At 65.9% G+C, this 15609-nt stretch carries 13 protein-coding genes; 3 read left to right on the top strand and 10 right to left on the bottom strand.

Annotated features, from left to right (window positions below; all coding sequences use genetic code 11):
- Positions 1–123 precede the first annotated feature (123 nt).
- Both NOM55_RS05225 and NOM55_RS05220 read left to right on the top strand, forming a co-directional pair.
- The gene (locus NOM55_RS05225; RefSeq protein ID WP_211329208.1) at positions 124–1203 is read left to right on the top strand and encodes a hypothetical protein; all 1080 of its coding nucleotides are present in this window, start codon (positions 124–126) and stop codon (positions 1201–1203) included.
- A gap of 78 nt (positions 1204–1281) precedes the next feature.
- A complete protein-coding gene (locus tag NOM55_RS05220) occupies positions 1282–1974 on the top strand; it encodes a hypothetical protein (protein WP_255907774.1) in 693 nt (230 codons plus the stop codon).
- A 150-nt stretch (positions 1975–2124) separates the two neighbouring features.
- On the opposite strand, the gene hemN is transcribed toward NOM55_RS05220, so the two are convergent.
- Positions 2125–3534, bottom strand: a complete 1410-nt coding sequence (gene hemN / locus NOM55_RS05215; RefSeq protein WP_047967771.1) for an oxygen-independent coproporphyrinogen III oxidase — start codon at positions 3532–3534, stop codon at positions 2125–2127.
- A gap of 111 nt (positions 3535–3645) precedes the next feature.
- On the opposite strand from hemN, the gene fnr reads away from it, so the two are divergent.
- A complete protein-coding gene (gene fnr / locus NOM55_RS05210; RefSeq protein ID WP_047967772.1) occupies positions 3646–4392 on the top strand; it encodes a fumarate/nitrate reduction transcriptional regulator Fnr in 747 nt (248 codons plus the stop codon).
- A 64-nt stretch (positions 4393–4456) separates the two neighbouring features.
- On the opposite strand, the gene NOM55_RS05205 is transcribed toward fnr, so the two are convergent.
- Genes NOM55_RS05205 through NOM55_RS05165 form a run of 9 tightly spaced genes read right to left on the bottom strand, consistent with a single transcriptional unit; the run spans position 4457 to position 15453 of the window.
- Positions 4457–5374, bottom strand: a complete 918-nt coding sequence (locus NOM55_RS05205; protein WP_255907773.1) for an iron-siderophore ABC transporter substrate-binding protein — start codon at positions 5372–5374, stop codon at positions 4457–4459.
- On the bottom strand, positions 5374–7383 hold the full coding sequence (fhuB, locus tag NOM55_RS05200) for a Fe(3+)-hydroxamate ABC transporter permease FhuB (RefSeq protein ID WP_255907772.1): 2010 nt from the start codon (positions 7381–7383) through the stop codon (positions 5374–5376). The genes NOM55_RS05205 and fhuB overlap by 1 nt, the downstream gene beginning before the upstream one ends.
- Before the next feature lies 1 nt (position 7384).
- On the bottom strand, positions 7385–8149 hold the full coding sequence (locus NOM55_RS05195) for an ABC transporter ATP-binding protein (protein ID WP_255907771.1): 765 nt from the start codon (positions 8147–8149) through the stop codon (positions 7385–7387).
- On the bottom strand, positions 8133–8906 hold the full coding sequence (locus tag NOM55_RS05190) for a siderophore ferric iron reductase (protein WP_255907770.1): 774 nt from the start codon (positions 8904–8906) through the stop codon (positions 8133–8135). The genes NOM55_RS05195 and NOM55_RS05190 overlap by 17 nt, the downstream gene beginning before the upstream one ends.
- Positions 8907–8951: 45 nt before the next feature.
- A complete protein-coding gene (locus NOM55_RS05185) occupies positions 8952–10763 on the bottom strand; it encodes an IucA/IucC family siderophore biosynthesis protein (protein ID WP_255907769.1) in 1812 nt (603 codons plus the stop codon).
- 15 nt (positions 10764–10778) lie between these two features.
- Entirely contained in the window at positions 10779–11381 is a 603-nt protein-coding gene (locus tag NOM55_RS05180) for a GNAT family N-acetyltransferase (protein WP_255907768.1), read from the bottom strand.
- Positions 11382–11391: 10 nt separating this feature from the next.
- Complete coding sequence (locus tag NOM55_RS05175) at positions 11392–12579, bottom strand: MFS transporter (protein ID WP_255907767.1); 1188 nt, start codon at positions 12577–12579, stop codon at positions 11392–11394.
- Entirely contained in the window at positions 12576–13895 is a 1320-nt protein-coding gene (locus tag NOM55_RS05170) for a lysine N(6)-hydroxylase/L-ornithine N(5)-oxygenase family protein (protein ID WP_255907766.1), read from the bottom strand. Before NOM55_RS05170 ends, NOM55_RS05175 begins: the two co-directional genes overlap by 4 nt.
- 10 nt (positions 13896–13905) lie before the next feature.
- A complete protein-coding gene (locus tag NOM55_RS05165) occupies positions 13906–15453 on the bottom strand; it encodes an aspartate aminotransferase family protein (RefSeq protein WP_305118849.1) in 1548 nt (515 codons plus the stop codon).
- Between the last annotated feature and the right edge of the window lie 156 nt (positions 15454–15609).

Here is a 15609-nt window from a genome sequence, read left to right as displayed (position 1 = left end):
ATTCTGATGCCCAATTGATACCAACTTGACCCGCAACAGACCCATTTTTCTTTTTATGCAATGGTTATAGTGAGTTGGCTGATTCGTCAGCAACATCACATCTAACTGATTGGAGAATTGGAAATGGCTGAAAAGTACAATATCTACCTGGTCAACAAATCGGGCAGCACCCGTAACTTCTGGCTGTTCCTGCAGCCGCCCGAGCAGATGAAAGCCGACCCCGGCGTTTTCGCGAATTCGAGCGCATGCCTGAGCATTATCAACAATGCCCAAGGTTACAACCTGTTCACCGTGCCGGTGCAATATTCGGTTGCGGCAGGGGCCAGCAACGAGGCCGTTGGTCTCGACGTAGCCATTACTTCCAACGTGCCGATGCTTGCCACTCTGGGCAAGCAGTACGAGGCGGACTATGTCACCTGCCCACCGCGCCAGGGACCACAGCTCAAGGAAGTGGGTGCCGGCTCCAGCGGCCTCGTCGACATCGTCACCAACAACTTCAACAAACCCAGCAATGAAGATCATGGCTGGTTTGCCAACCAGAGCTTCGGCATCCAGACCGCAGCCGGCTATATCGGCATGACCTGGTCCCCGGACCCGGGCGTTACCCGCCACATCCAGCCCAAGTTCTCGTTCTACGTAAGCACCGGCGATTTCGACTACAACACCCTGGCGCAATGGACCGATGTGTCGACCAAGGCGGCCGAAATCACCCTGGACAAATTCAGCCAGTTCAACTGCACCGTGACGCTGACCGAAACCGGCGACTGGACCGTGACCCCCGGCAAGCCCGCCGTCAGCGTGGCTGACGACGTGGTGCATGCACTGGTGAACAGCCACCTGTCGCTCTGCAAGGCACACGAGAACCTGCTTGCCCTGACGCAATCCGCACCACTGCAGCAGCTGCAGCTGGAAGGCGATCCAACCTTCCTCGACTCCGTATCCAGCGTGGTGTGGCAAGACAATGCCGTGGACGGCGTGGTGCGATCCGACATGGCCAATACCTTCCTCAAGGGCCGGCTGTCGGTGGGCAGCGCGCTGATGGCCGGGTTCACCTTCTTCCTGCTTAGCGGCGTGCGCTTCAACATCAAGGGCTCGACGCAGCAGGGATCCTTCCAGTGCGAATTTGATTACGCCGGCGATCGCTCCGCCAAGGCCGTGCAGGACTTGTTCCAGCCCGGCGCACCACTGGAATTCCACAAGTAATCCGTTCATTACTTGACTCGGGACACAAGCGTTTACCGGTTAAACGTTTGTGTCCTGTTATTGAAAGCAATATCCCGCATGGAATCCGCTGACAATACAATTCTCTTTCCTCCCATAAAAAGTGCGGGGGCATTACTGACGTCTACGCCAGATACAGCCATCACGATTACTTCCGTTAGTGACCTTAATATAAAACTTGGTTTGACTTTTTATGCCACCAGCTCTCCGACGGCCGATTATATTCTCGCTGGAATTCAGTCTGTACATACCAAGGTAATTATCGATTTTAGCAATCAATTGCCACTATCCTGGGTTGCCTCGGTGCTGGCCGCGGGAGAAATCAGCCCGAATCAGCTTGCTTATCCATTCAGCGCCAATGCAGATCAATTCTCGATGCGGTTTAATAATGAAATTACCCTGACACACGACGAGAGTGGCTGGCGAATACCGCCCTATGACAATAAAGAATATCGCGTCTGTATTGGCTTGGGGATGGGGTTGGAAGAAATAGACTGGGGCTGTAGTGTAACGGTGGCCCCCAATAGCAGCGTGTTGCTGGAAGCCAGCGCCTATCAGGTGTTTCGCCTGGATATGGCAATGCCGATAGGTAGTCCGGTGACGCCCACGCCACCCAATGCCTGGCAGATTCCCCTTGGCAGCAAGGCGCTACTCTCGTTCTCAGCCTCGGGCATCGGAACGCTGACGTTCGGAACCGGCAACCAGGCACAACAAGCCAACCCAGAGCATGATCAACACGCCGCCAAGTCTTGAAAAACAAGCCAGGCGCACTTCCCTGCCCCCATCCGGCTCAAATGGATGACAGGCTCTAGCGCCCGCGCCGCCGCCGGCATAAAAAAAGGTTGGCCGCATCGCTGCGGCCAACCTTGTGTGCCTGTCGTCCCGCCGCCCGTGCGGCGCGCGTCAGATGGTTTTCGAATAGCGCGCGCCGGTTTCGCGCTCGCGCAGGTGGCGGTCGAACGCCATCGCGATATTGCGGATCAGGAAGCGGCCCTTCGGCTCCACCATCAGGAAGTCGCCGTCGAAGTGCAGCAGCCCCATCTGCTGGAACTCGCGGATCTTCGGCAGTTCGTCGGCGAAGTAGTCGGCAAAATTGATGGCGAAGGTCTGCTCGATCGCCTCCACCGACAGCGAGAAGCGGCACATTAGCGCCTGGATCACGCTGCGGCGCAGGATGTCGTCCTGAGTCAGCGTCATGCCGCGCATCACCGGCAGGTGGCCGGCGTCCAGCGCAGCGTAGTAGGCGTCGATGTCTTTTTCATTCTGCGAGTAACAGGGGCCGACCTTGCCGATCGACGACACGCCGAAGCCGATCATGTCGCAATCGGCGTGGGTGGAGTAGCCCTGGAAGTTGCGCTGCAGGCGGCCCTGCTCCAGCGCGCGCGTCAGCTCGTCACCGGGCTTGGCGAAGTGGTCCATGCCGATGAACACGTAACCGGCGTCGCTCAGCTGCTGTACCGAGTTCTGCAGGATGTCGAGCTTGGTGGCGCTGGACGGCAGATCGGCCTCGTTGATGCGGCGCTGCGGCTTGAACACGGTCGGCAGGTGCGCGTAGTTGTACAGCGCGATACGGTCCGGCGACATCGCGATCACCTTGTTGACGGTGCTTTCCAGCGAGTGCGCGCTCTGCAGCGGCAGGCCGTAGATCAGGTCCACGCTCACCGACTTGAAGCCGGCCTCGCGCGCGGCGTCGATCACCAGCCGGGTTTCCGCCTCGCTCTGGATGCGGTTCACCGCCTGCTGCACCGCCGGATCGAAATCCTGGATGCCGACGCTCATGCGGTTGAAACCGAGACGGCCCAGGTGCAGCACGGTGTCGCGGCCAACCTTGCGCGGGTCGATCTCGATCGAGAACTCGCCTTCCGGCAGCAGCTCGAAGTAGCGGTTGATGACGCCCATCACCCGGTCCAGCTGCGCATCGGACAGGAAGGTCGGTGTGCCGCCGCCGAAATGCAGCTGGATCACCTTCTCGCGACAGCCGAGTTTTTCCGCCACCAGCGCGATTTCCTTTTCCAGGTAGTCGAGGTAGGCGTCGGCACGGCTCTTGTCCTTGGTGATGATCTTGTTGCAGCCGCAGTAGTAGCAGATGGTGTTGCAGAACGGGATGTGCACGTACAGCGAAATGCCGCGATGGTTTGCCCCAATGGCGCGCTGCGCCAGGCAATGTTCATAATCATTCACCCCGAAACCGGCGTGAAAACGGTCGGCAGTCGGATAGGAGGTGTAACGCGGACCGGACCCTTCCAGTGTTTCGATCAGGGTCCGGTCGAAAACACATTGGGTCGGGATAAATGCAGAATGAGCAGCCATCATATATTTTGATTGGAAATCTGGTGGGGGACTGGTAAATTTGCGCAATTACGCCTTGATCTGCATTGACGCTCATCAAGCAAGCTCATCTGTCCCTGGAAATCGACTCTCGGTATGAACGATCTGTCCTCCCCCCTGCATTCGCTGAAAGTCACTTGTTCCAACTGCAGCCTGCGTGAATTGTGCCTGCCGGTGGGGCTAAACCGTGACGAGATGGCCCAGCTGGATGCCGTTATCCGTCAGAGCCGCCGTTTCAAGCGCGGTGAATACCTGTTCCGCAGCGGAGAAGGTTTCCGTTCTTTATACGCGGTGCGCACCGGCTATTTCAAGACCTGCGTTTCCAGCCAGGACGGCCGCGAACAGGTTACCGGTTTCCACATGTCCGGCGAGCTGATGGGGCTGGACGGCATTTCCTCCAACACCCACGGTTGCGACGCCATCGCGCTGGAGGACAGCGAGGTGTGCGAGCTGCCGTTCAGCCGCATGGAAAGCCTGGGACGCGACATCCCCAGCCTGCAACACCACTTCTTCCGCCTGATGAGCCGCGAAATCGTGCGCGACCAGTCGGTGATGCTGCTGCTGGGCAATATGAAGGCGGAAGAACGCCTCGCCGCCTTCCTGCTCAACCTGTCGCAGCGCCTGGCCAGCCGCGGCTTTGCCGCCAACGATTTCATCCTGCGCATGAGCCGCGAGGAAATCGGCAGCTTCCTCGGCCTGAAACTGGAAACCGTCAGCCGCACGCTGTCGAAATTCCAGCAGCAGGGCTGGATCCTGGTCGATCACAAGCACATCCAGCTGGTCCGCCCGGAAGAGCTGAAGGCCCTGGTGGCCGGCTGCTCGCAGGCCAACAGCGCCGGCTAAGCCCGCCGCGTGACCCAATAAAAAAGCCCGGACTTGCTCCGGGCTTTTTGCTTGTCACCGCCGGCTAGCGCGCACCATGCGGCAGCCGCAGCAGCGCGTCGCTCATCGCCTCGGCCAGGTAGTACAGCGAGAAGATGCCGCCGTAGCTCCAGGTGGCGCGCACCGCGCCGAAGCGGCCGCGCTGCACGAAAGGCATCGCCCGCCACAACGGGGTGCCGAACAGCTTGCCGGCCTGCTCGAACGGCTGCTGGTACAGCACCACGCTGTCGCGCAGCTGCCCCAGCTGCACCACCTGCTGCTGCGTCACCCCCCAGATCGACGCCGCCGGCTGCGGCGTGCCGGCGATGCCCAGCCGCTGCAGCGCGTGCAGCGGCATCGAGTTGCTGCCGTACACGTACACCACCGCCGGGCTGGCAAAACGGATCACGTCCACCCGCGGCAGCTGCGTGCCGAAGCGCTGCTGCAGCCGGCCGCGCAGGCGGGCAAAGCCCTGCTCCATGCCGGTCAGCCGCCGCTCGGCCAGCGCCGTGCGCCCGAACAGCCCGGCCAGCTGCAGGTAGATGTCACGCGCCACCTGCGCGTTGTCGTGATCGTGACGGTAGGCGTCGAAGTACAGCACCGGGGCGATGCGCGCCAGTTGCGGCCGCATGTCCAGTAGGCTGGGGCTGATGATGATCAGGTCCGGCTTCAGGCTGGCCAGCAGCTCCAGGTTGGGCTCCAGCCGACCGCCGGCCGGCAGCGTGGTAGATGGCAAGGTTGGCCGCACCACCCACTTGCGATAGTCGTCGGCATCGGCTACCGCCAACGGCGTAATGCCCAACTCCAGCAACTGTTCGGCGGCCTCCCAGCTCAGCGCCACCACCCGCTGCGGCGAGCGTGCAAAATGATGCACGCCGTCGCTGTCGCGCACGGTCAGCGCCGCCGCCAGTCCAGACCACAGCAGCAACGCTGCGGCCAACGTTGTCCAGACTGCCCGCGCCATTACGCCCTCCCCCGGCGCAAACGCTGCGCCAGCAACAACAAGATGAAATACGCCCCGCACAGCACCGAGGCCAGGATGCCGACCGGCACCTGCAGCGGGAAGATCAGCACCCGCCCCAGCCAGTCCGCCACCAGCAGCAGCACGCTGCCCAGCAGCGCCGCCAGCAGCAGCTGCTGCAGCACGCGGCGCGCGCCGAGCATGGCGGCGATATGCGGTGCCAGCAGGCCGAGAAAGCCAACCGGCCCCAGCACGCTGGTGACCAGCGCGGTCAGCAGCGCCACCAGTGTCAGCCACGTCAGCCGGCTGCGTGCCAAGTGCAGGCCGCGCCCTTGCGCCACACCGTCGCCAATGCTCAATAGCGTCAGCGCACGTTGGCCGCACAGCGCCAGCGCGCCCAGCAGCAGCACGCCGCCGCTGAGCAGCAGCGCCTGCTCTCCCGATACGCGATAGGTGGAGCCGGCCAGCCAGCCGAGGATGGCGAAGCTATCCGCCGTGCCGCGCGCCAGCGCGAACTGCAGCACCGCCTCCAGCAAGGCCGCCAGCGAGATGCCGACCAGCGCCATCATCCCCGGCGCGTACTGCTGACGCCGCCCCAGCCACAGCAGCAGGCCCAGCACCGCCAGGCTGCCGCCAAAGGCCATCAGCGGCCCGCCCTGCTGCAGCGGCCGCCCCAGCCACAGGCTGGCCGCCAGCAATGCCAGCGTGGCGCCGGCCGACAGCCCCAGGATGTCCGGGCTGGCCAGCGGGTTGCGCAGCAGCCGCTGCAACACCACGCCGGCGACGGCCAGCCCGGCACCGGCGGCCACCGCGGTGAGCGTGCGCGGCCAGCGGAACGACCAGATCAGCGCGTCCGGCCACGCCAGCTGCCAGCCGTGCGCGCCCGGCGCCAGCGTCAGGCTCAGCACGGCCAGCGCCAGCAGGCCGCTCAGCAGCAGCGCCCAGCCCCACGGACGCAACGGGCGCGCCGCCGGTGTCAGCGCCAGACTCTGCTGGCTGCCGCCCGGCAACTGGCGGCGGGTAAACCACAGCAGCGCCGGCGCGCCAATCAGTGCCGCCGCCGCACCGCTGGGCACCAGATCGGCCGACCAGCCGCTGGCCAGCAGCGCCACCGCGTCGGTCGCCAGCAGCAGCAGCGCGCCCAGCAGCGCACTGTAGGCCAGCTCGTCGCGTGCGCCGCGCGCGCCCAGCAGGCGGGCGAAGTTGGGCGTCAACAGACCGATGAAGCCGATCAGCCCCACCGCGGTGATCGCCACCGAGCTCAGCCACAGTGCGGCCAGCAGCATCAGCAGCAGCGCCGGCCACAGGCTCAGCCCCCGGCCCTGTGCACCGCTGGCACCCAGCCGCAGCAGGGTCAGCGGGCGCGGCGCCAGCCACAGCAGCAACAGCATCGGCGCCAGCCGCGGCCACAGCCACTGCACCCACTGCCAGTCGTGCTGCGTCAGGTCGCCCGCGCCCCAGATGAACAGGTTGCGGCTGTACTGGTCGTGCAGCATCACGATCGCGGACGCCAGCGCGCCCAGCAGCAGGTTGAGCGCCATGCCGCCCAGCACCAGCGGCAGGCCGCCGATGCCGTGCGGGCCGGCAATCAGCAGCACCAGCAGCAGCGCCAACATGGCGCCGGCCAGCGCCGGCCACTCGCCATGGTTGGCCGCAAGCTCCGGCAGCCAGAGGGTGGCGCACACCAGCCCCAGCCAGGCGCCGGCGCTGGCGCCCAGCGTCATCGGCGACACCAGCCGGTTCTGCGTCAGCTGCTGCAGCAGGCTGCCGGAAAAGCCCAGCGCGGCGCCGACCAGCAGCGCCATCGTCAGCCGTGGCAAGGCGGCAAACACAAACTGCAATTCGGTGAAATCGACCGGCGCACGGCTCAGCAGCGCCCATTGCGTGGCAGCGGGCAGCGGGTTGCCGATCTGCAGCTGCAGCAGCGCCAGCAGCACGATAGCGAACACGGTCAGTGGATAGCGCCGCGGCCAGGCTTGTGGCCGTGCGGGCAGAGTCAGCGTCGCCAGCATCTCAGGCCACCACCGCGACCGGACGGCCGCCGGCATGCGGCAGCAGGCGGATGTCGATGTCGTACAAGGCCGACAGCCTAGGCGAATCCAGCAGCTGCTCGGGCGTGCCGTCGAAGAACAGCTCGCCGCGCTTCAGCGCCACGATGCGGTCGGCGTAGCGCGCCGCCAGGTTGACGTCGTGCAGGATGGCGACGATGCCGCGCCCCTGCTCGCGGTTCAGCGTGCGCAGTAGCGCCATCAGCTCGTACTGGTGCGCGAGATCCAGCGCCGAAGTCGGCTCGTCCAGCAGGATCAGCGGCGACTGCTGCGCCAGCAGCATCGCGATCCACGCACGCTGGCGCTCGCCGCCGGACAGCAGGTCGGCCAGGTGGCCAGCGTGGTGGGCGATGTCGGTGTCGCGCATCGCCTGCGCGATGAGGGCGGCGTCCTCCGCCTGCCAGCGCCCCAACAGGCCGCGCCACGGATAGCGGCCGAGCCGCACCAGCTCAGCCACGGTCAGGCCGGCCACCTCCGGCAGCCGTTGCGGCAGGAAGGCGACGCGGCGGGCGAAGTCGCGGCTGGAGTACGCGGCCAACGTTTGGCCGTCGAGACTGATGTGGCCGTGATCCGGCGGCAGCTGCCGCGCCAGCAGGTTCAGCAGCGTGGATTTTCCCGAGCCGTTATGGCCGAGGATCACGGTGAACTGGCGCGGGTCCAGATCCAGCGCCGGCAGCGCCAGTATGTTCCGGCCATCGCGACAGACGCGGATGTCACGCAGTGACAGCATCGTGGGACAACTCCTGTTTCAGCAGCGCCAGTCGCGCCGCGGGTTTCAGTTTCGGGCAGGTGCTGCACAGCTCACCGTCGCAGCGGCGGAAGTGCTGGCAGCACACCTTGCGTTCCAGCGCCAGACGCTGACGGCCGTCGTCCAGCGCCACCGTCATCAGCGCGCTGGCATCGGGCTGCGCCAGTGCGGCCAACCATTGCGGTGCCAGCGCCAACAGCCGCGGGTTGCCCAGCTGTGCATCGCAGCGCTGCGCGTGCAGCAGCGCCGCCAGCAGGCAGTCGGCCAGCAGCCGGCCGGCCATTTTCGGATGCAGCTTGACGTGCTGGTTCACCAGCTCGAGCAGCGGCTGGCTCAGCGCCTGCAGCTGGGCGCCGGCGCTGGCGATCAGCGCCGCCTCGCTGCCGTGCTGCAGCCCGGTATCCGGCAGGCGGTAGCCGAGCACCATGCACGGCTGCCGGCGCTGGCTGATGCCGCCCAGCGCCGGCAGGCAACCGGCCAGCTGCACCGCCAGTACCGCCAGATAGACCGGCTGCCACAACAGCAGCGTCCAGCCGCGGCTACCCCAGTAGTGCGCCCCGGCTTCGGGGTGGGCGGCCTGCAGGCTGGCCAACAGCGCGGCGACCGGCGCCGGGTTGGCCGCATCGGCGGTGATGTCGTCGGGGCCGGGCGGCCCCACTTCGCCGTCCATGCCCGGCAACAGCTGCCCGATGCCCGCCAGCAAGGCGTGGCCGTGGTCCGGGGTGATCAGAAAGCTCATGTCTGCCTTCCTGGCACCGCCACCCGCAGGCGGCGGCGCCAACGGTTAGCGCGGCGCGTAGTCCGCAATCGGGTTACGCAGCGTGCCGGCAAACTTCAGGTTCTTCGCCGGATCGGCCAGGTCGATCATCTGCTGGTTGTTGCCCAGCTGCAGCCGGTTCAGGCACGACAGCGTGAACTCGGGGGCAAACAGGTCATAGCGGGCAAACTTGCCGGCCAGCTGCGGCTGGCTGGCCTGGTAGTCCAGCACGCACTGCGCCACCTCGCGCCAGAAGGCTTGCTGCGGCAGCGTGCCGCTCTGGTCCAGGACCGCGCCGACAAAGCGGAAGAAGCAATCGAACACGTCGGTAAACAACGACAGGATCTTCAGCTCTTCCGGCACCGACACCGCCAGCCGCTGCACGCCTTCGGGCAGGACCGCATCCGGATTGAGGATGGCGCACTCCTCGGCGATGTCCTTCATGATGGCACGCAGCGGCACGTTGTTTTCCAGCTGCAGGATCAGGTTCTCGCCATGCGGCATGAACACCAGGTCATGCGCATAGAAGCAATGCAGCAACGGCGTGAGATAGGCGGCGAGATAACGCTGCACCCAGTGCTGCGCATCCAGCCCCGAGCTGCGGATCAGCTCGGGCAACAAGGCACGGCCGTGGGCGTCGATGTGCAGCAGCGAGGCCATGGTCATCAGCCGCTGGCCGGGTGCCAGCAGCGGCAGCGGGTTTTCGCGCCACAGCGCCGAGAACATCTTCTTGTACGGCGTATCCTTGGTGATGCCCTGCTCGTAATAGTGGTTACGGAAGCCGATGGCCGCCTCTTCGCGCAGGATGGTGAAACCGTTGGCCGCCAGATAAGGATCGGCCTCGATGTGGCGCTTGATCCACTCGTTGATCGCCGGGGTGGCCAGCATGTAGTACGGCGACAGCCCGCGCATGAAGCCCATGTTGAGAATGGACAGCGCGGTCTTCACGTAACGCTTGCCCGGCTGGCTGACGTTGTAGAAGGTGCGGATGGACTGCTGCGCCAGGTAGGCGTCCTGGCCATAGCCCAGGCACACGATGTTCTGGCGGGCGACATCGGCGGCAAACGCCAGTGCCAGCTTGTTGAACCATTGCCACGGGTGGGCCGGCATCAGCAGGTAGTCGTCCCCGTTGAGGCCGCGCGCCGCCAGCTGGCGGGCAAAGTCGGCCAGCTGCGCGGCGCCCAGCTCCTCGTCCAGCAAGCGCTGGTAGGACAGGTCGCTGGTGCTGCTGAAGGTGGCTTTATCCTTGTGCACCGCCAGCCAGATCAGGCGCACCGGCGAGGCCGCTTCCGGTGCATAGCTGCGGTAGTCGGCAGTATCAAACCCGATGCGGCCGTTGTTGGCGACGAAGCACGGATGGCCTTCCATCATCGAGGTTTCCACCGACTGGAAATCGGCGCGGGTCAGCTCGGCGGCGCTCAGCGACGGCACGGTGTGCTTGTAGGCGCTGCCGTACAGGGTGCTGCTGATCTCGTCCAGGTACACCGGCATCATGTCGTCGCCGATGCCCAGCACCTGCTTGTGCTCGATGATGAAGGCCAGCGCGTCCGGCTCGGCCTCGGCGCCGTCCAGCTGGCGCACGATGCTGTCCGCGTCGATGTCCCAGTGATCCAGCGCCAGCAGGCGGGCGCGGAAACGGTAGCTGGCGCCCTGCTCCGGCACCTCCCAGCAGTAGTGACCCCATGCGCCGTCCGTGGACAGCAAGGTTGGCCGCAACAGCCGTTCGTGGGCAAACTCGGCCAGTGCCTTGCGCACCAGCAGACGGTTGACCTTGCGCCAGATGACCGGCTCCAGATGGGCGGCCGCCTGTTGCGGCTTGTCGAATACGGTGGTGTTCATGTGTGTGTTCCTGTGTTATTGCGCCAGCCCAAGAGCGGCGGCGTAGTGTTCGCGGGTGCAGAAAGCCAGGTGGGCACGCTTGTGCGGCAGTTCGATTTCCTGCTGGTAGACGAAGCCGGCGTGGCGGTTGATGGCGTGGATCTTGTCGTTGCGCACGTCCGGCTCCACCACCACGCGGCGGGTGGCCGGATCACAAAACAGGAAGTCCAGGATCACGCGCATCACTGCACGGGTGAAGCCGGGAATGCGCCGCTCGGGCGGCGCCACCAGGAAGTGCATGCCGCAGTCGCCCGCCTGCACCGGGTAGTGCGCGCCCAGCACGTCGTGCGCCGGGTGGTAGCACTCCAGCAGGAAGGCCGGCTGGCCGTGGTACAGCCCCAGGTAGCAGGCAGTGTGCGCGCCCTGCTGCAGCGCGTGGTAGGCATCGCTCACCTCGGCCAGCGTGGCCTGCTGCATGCCCCAATAGCGGGCGTAGTCCTGCGTCACCCAGCGGTGCAGCAGCGGCATGTCGGCGGGCACCTGCAGCGGGCGCAGGCTGAAGTCGCCCACGCCGGGTACCCGGGACTGGAACACGTTGGCCGCAGGTGCGGCGTGGCGTTCGGTATTCAGTACGGTCATCAGAGACTCCTCAGGCGGTGACCAGCTTGCGCGGGGTCACCGCCAGCAAGGGATAAAGCAGCGCGGTCAGCACGAAGCCGGCGGCCGCCACCAGAAAAGGCATCGCCAGCCCTTGCCCCGCCACCAGTGCTCCGGCGGCGTAGGAGGCGGCCAGCACGCCCAGGTTCTGGCAGAAATTGATCTTGCTGTAGTCGGCGGCGTAGCTCTGCGCCGTGCCGAGGCGGAACAGCTGCACATCCAGTTGCACGGTGAGCTGGAACATGGCCCAGCCGAACAGGCAGCGTCCCAGCAGCAACAGCGCGGCATCCGGCAGCGCTTGCAGCAGCAGGCCGGCGGTGCCGATGAGCAGCATGACCGGCAGGCTGCCCAGCGGCTCAAGACCGCGGTGCGCACGCTGCCGGTTGTGCCACAGCCCGGCCAGTGCCAGCAGTGCCGGCAGCGCGAACACCGCCGCGGCCAGTCGGCTGTCGCCGATGCCGCTCACCGCCTGCCAGTGCAGCGCAAAGAACGCGCGCACCAGGTAGGCACTGAAGTAGAACAGCAGCATCAACCCCGCCAGCCGGTAGACGCGACGCAGGCGCCCGCCATCGTCCCCGCCCGTCGCCACCGCCGTCGCCACCGCCGGCTTCGCCGCCGGCGTCAGCGCCGCCAGCGGCTGCCGCCACAGCAGGTACAGGCAGATGGCGATCTGCAGCGCGTCGCCCGCCGCCATCAGCAGGAACACCTGCCCACCGTCCGCGCCCTGCAACAGCAGTCCACCGAGCAGCGCGCCGGCAATGCCACCGAAGTGCACGATCACCGACAGCAGCCCGACGGTGGCGGCGTGCTCGCCCTCCTCCGACAGCCCGATCAGGTAGGGGTAGACCAGCAGGTAGCTGCCCTTGAACGCGATCATGGCCAGCGACAGCAGCCAGAAGCCGGCCAGCGAGGTGGTCCAGTAGCAGTACAGGCACAGCAGCCCGGCGGCCAGCTGGGTAAACACCAGCAGCTGCAGCAGCGGCATGTGCCGCACCAGCCGCGCCCACAGCGGCAGCGCGAACATCACCGTCAGGCACATCGCCGCCAGGTAGGCGCCGACGTGCTGCGGGTCGTTCACGCCGAAACGCTCGGCGAAGAACTGCGGGTAGAACGGCAGCAGCATGGCGTCGCTGACCACCGCCAGCGCGGTGAGGCCCATCAGCAAGGGTTTCTGCCTCATGCGCTCAGTCGCTCCGTGGCTCGCGACAGCGCTTCCGGCACCGCAAACTGCTGGAAGGCGATCTGGCGCTCCACCGGGTAGTGCGCCACCCCGGTCATGGCGCGGATCAGCCACGAGTTGCGGTAGCACGCCATGCCCAGGTCCGGCGTGACCAGGCCGTGGGTATGCAGCTCGGCGTTCTGCACGAAGATCTCGCTGCCAGCGTGGTCGATGCTGTAGTTGCGGCCAACGTCGAAACGGCCGCGCACGTCGCGCCTGATGCGACCGGCGATCGGCTGCAGGAAGGCCGGCTCGCGGTAGTGGTAGCCGGTGGCCAGCACCAGCGCGCCGCTGCCCAGCTCGAAATGCGCGTCCTGCTCGGTCTGGTGCAGCGACAGCCGGTACTCGCCGGCGGCCTCGTCGTAGCGGCACGCGGTGAGCGCGGTATTGGTCAGCAGCAAGGTGTCGACCTCGCCCTGCAGGCGCTTGTTGTACAGCGCATCGTAGATATCGTTGATCAGCGTGCGGTTGATGCCCTTGTACAGGCCCTTCTGCTGCTGCATCAGCTCGTCGCGTCTGACCATCGGCAGGTGGTGGAAGTAGTCGATGTACTCCGGCGAAGTCATCTCCAGCGTGAGCTTGCTGTACTCCAGCGGGAAGAAGCGCGGCGAACGCGTCAGCCAGTTCAGGCGGTAGCCGAAACGGTCGATGTCCTGCAGCAGGTCGTAGTAGATCTCGGCCGCGCTCTGGCCGCTGCCGACCACGGTGATGCTCGGCTGCCGCTGCAGCTCGGCCTTGTCCGCCAGATAGCTGGACGCATGGCCGACGCGGTCGGCCACCTCGTGGCAGCACGCCGGCAGGTAGGGCACGGTGCCGGTGCCCAGCACCAGATGGCGGCCGCGATAGACCTCGCGCTGGCCGCTAGGCGTGTGTACCGCGTGCACGCTGTACACGCCGGCGACGTACTCCACCCGCTCCACGTAGCGCTGCCAGCGCAGGCTGGCCAGCTGTGCCGTCACCCACTGGCAGTACTGGTTGTACTCCTGCCGCATCATGAAAAAATCTTCCTTGATGTAGAAGCCGTAGATGCGGCCGGTGGTTTTCAGGTAGTTGAGGAAGCTGAAGCGGCTGGTGGGGTCGGCCAGCGTGACCAGGTCGGCCAGGAACGGCGTCTGCAGCGTGGCGCTGTCCAGCATCATGCCTGGGTGCCAGTTGAAGCCCTCGGCCTTGTCCAGGAACACGCCGTCCAGATCGGGCAGCGGCTCGGTGAGGCACGCCAGCCCGAGGTTGAACGGGCCGATGCCGATGGCGACGAAATCATGAATCTTGCTGTGCATGGTGTACTCCTCAGGCCGACAGCGCGCACGGCTGCGCCACGCTGGCCAGATAGTGTTCGCCGTGACGGCGGATCAGGCCGGCAACGGCACTCAGGTCCGCCAGCGTGGTGTCCGGGTTCAGCAGCGTCAGTTTCAGGTACTGGCGGCCGGCCACGCGGGTGCCGGCAATCACCGCCTCGCCGGAACGGAAAATGGCCTTGCGGATGTACACGTTGGCCGCATCGATCACCTCGTCCGCCACCGCCTGTCGTGGCACGAAACGCAGTACCAGCGTGGACAGCTGCGGCGCGGCGGCAAACTGCAGCGCGGTGTCGTCACGCAGCGTGGCGTAGGCCTGCGCGGTCAGCTCGATGACACGGTCGAACATGGCGCCGATCTGCTGCGCGCCCATGCTGCGCAAGCTCAGCCACAGCTTCAGCGCGTCGAAACGGCGCGTGGTCTGCAGGCTCTTGTTGACCAGATTGGGCGTGCCTTCCTGCGTCGCGCTCAGCGGATTGAGGTAGTCGGCGTGGCAGGTGACGTGGGCGAAGTGGCGGCGATCGCGGGCGAAGAAGGCGCTGCAGCTCACCGGCTGGAAGAAGGACTTGTGGTAGTCGACGGTGACCGAATCGGCCAGCTCGATGCCGGCCAGCCAGTGGCGACGCGTCGGCGACAGCAACAGCGCGCCACCGTAGGCGGCGTCGACATGCAGCCAGATACCGTGCTGGCGACACTGTGCGGCGATGGCGGTGAGCGGATCGATGCTGCCGAAATCGGTGGTACCGGCGGTGGCGACCACGGCAACCGGCAGCAGGCCGTCGCGCTGGCAACGGGCGATTTCAGCGGCCAGCGCGGCACTGTCCATGCGGTAGTGCGCATCGCACGGCACGCTGATCACCGCATCGTAGCCCAGCCCCAGCAGCGCGGCGGATTTCTGCACGCTGAAATGGCTGGCCGACGAGCACAGGATGCGCAGGCGGTGGGCATCCGCCGGCAGGCCGTGGCGCTTCACGTCATGGCCCTGGCGCGCATAGTGGCTGTCGCGCGCCAGCAGCAGCGCCATCAGGTTGGACTGCGTGCCGCCGCTGGTGAACACGCCGTCGGCGTCCGGCCCCAGGCCGATGCGGCCCAGCGTCCAGTCGATCAGCTTCTGCTCGATCAGGGTGCCGCCGGCGCTCTGGTCCCAGGTATCCAGCGACGAGTTCACCGACGACAGGATCAGCTCGGCCATGATGGCCGGGATCACCACCGGGCAATTGAGGTGCGCCACGTAGCGCGGATGGTGGAAGTAGACGGCATCGTCCAGGTACAGCGCGGCCAGTTCGGCCAGCACGGCGTCGGTGTCGCCGGCCGCGCTATCCAGATCGATGCCGCTGAACGCCGGCGCCAGCTCCTGCGGCAGCACGCCGCTGAACGGCTGCGCCACTGCGGCCAACCTGTGGCTCAGCAGCTGCAGGCTCTGCTCGATGCCGCTGCGGAAGGCGGCGACATTGTGCTGGTTGAAAAGGTGCCGCGTACCCGGCACCTCCGCTCGCGACAGCCTGGTGCTGTCTTTGCTCACGATTTGCTTGATGGACATGTTCAAGTCTCGCATGGCCTGTCATCACGACAGGGGGGTGGGCCATGCTTGCGTCAGGCGCCCTCGGCTGCGGCGCCACGCTGACACAAGCCAGTCATGCATCAGGCCGCGCACGGGCGCAGCCTGACTGCATACAGGCGCTGGTTGCGGTTGCGC

The sequence above is a fragment of the Vogesella sp. AC12 genome (assembly GCF_024437575.1).
Taxonomy (GTDB): Bacteria; Pseudomonadota; Gammaproteobacteria; order Burkholderiales; family Chromobacteriaceae; genus Vogesella; species Vogesella indigofera.
The sequence above is the reverse complement of the archived record's forward strand: the minus strand, read 5'-3'. Positions and strand labels throughout refer to the sequence as shown.

Coding starts and splice junctions, on each gene's coding strand:
- NOM55_RS05225 (WP_211329208.1), top strand. CDS start 124: ATGGCTGAAAAGTACAATATCTACCTGGTCAACAAATCGGGCAGCACC.
- NOM55_RS05220 (WP_255907774.1), top strand. CDS start 1,282: ATGGAATCCGCTGACAATACAATTCTCTTTCCTCCCATAAAAAGTGCG.
- hemN (WP_047967771.1), bottom strand. CDS start 3,534: ATGATGGCTGCTCATTCTGCATTTATCCCGACCCAATGTGTTTTCGAC.
- fnr (WP_047967772.1), top strand. CDS start 3,646: ATGAACGATCTGTCCTCCCCCCTGCATTCGCTGAAAGTCACTTGTTCC.
- NOM55_RS05205 (WP_255907773.1), bottom strand. CDS start 5,374: ATGGCGCGGGCAGTCTGGACAACGTTGGCCGCAGCGTTGCTGCTGTGG.
- fhuB (WP_255907772.1), bottom strand. CDS start 7,383: ATGCTGGCGACGCTGACTCTGCCCGCACGGCCACAAGCCTGGCCGCGG.
- NOM55_RS05195 (WP_255907771.1), bottom strand. CDS start 8,149: ATGCTGTCACTGCGTGACATCCGCGTCTGTCGCGATGGCCGGAACATA.
- NOM55_RS05190 (WP_255907770.1), bottom strand. CDS start 8,906: ATGAGCTTTCTGATCACCCCGGACCACGGCCACGCCTTGCTGGCGGGC.
- NOM55_RS05185 (WP_255907769.1), bottom strand. CDS start 10,763: ATGAACACCACCGTATTCGACAAGCCGCAACAGGCGGCCGCCCATCTG.
- NOM55_RS05180 (WP_255907768.1), bottom strand. CDS start 11,381: ATGACCGTACTGAATACCGAACGCCACGCCGCACCTGCGGCCAACGTG.
- NOM55_RS05175 (WP_255907767.1), bottom strand. CDS start 12,579: ATGAGGCAGAAACCCTTGCTGATGGGCCTCACCGCGCTGGCGGTGGTC.
- NOM55_RS05170 (WP_255907766.1), bottom strand. CDS start 13,895: ATGCACAGCAAGATTCATGATTTCGTCGCCATCGGCATCGGCCCGTTC.
- NOM55_RS05165 (WP_305118849.1), bottom strand. CDS start 15,453: ATGTCCATCAAGCAAATCGTGAGCAAAGACAGCACCAGGCTGTCGCGA.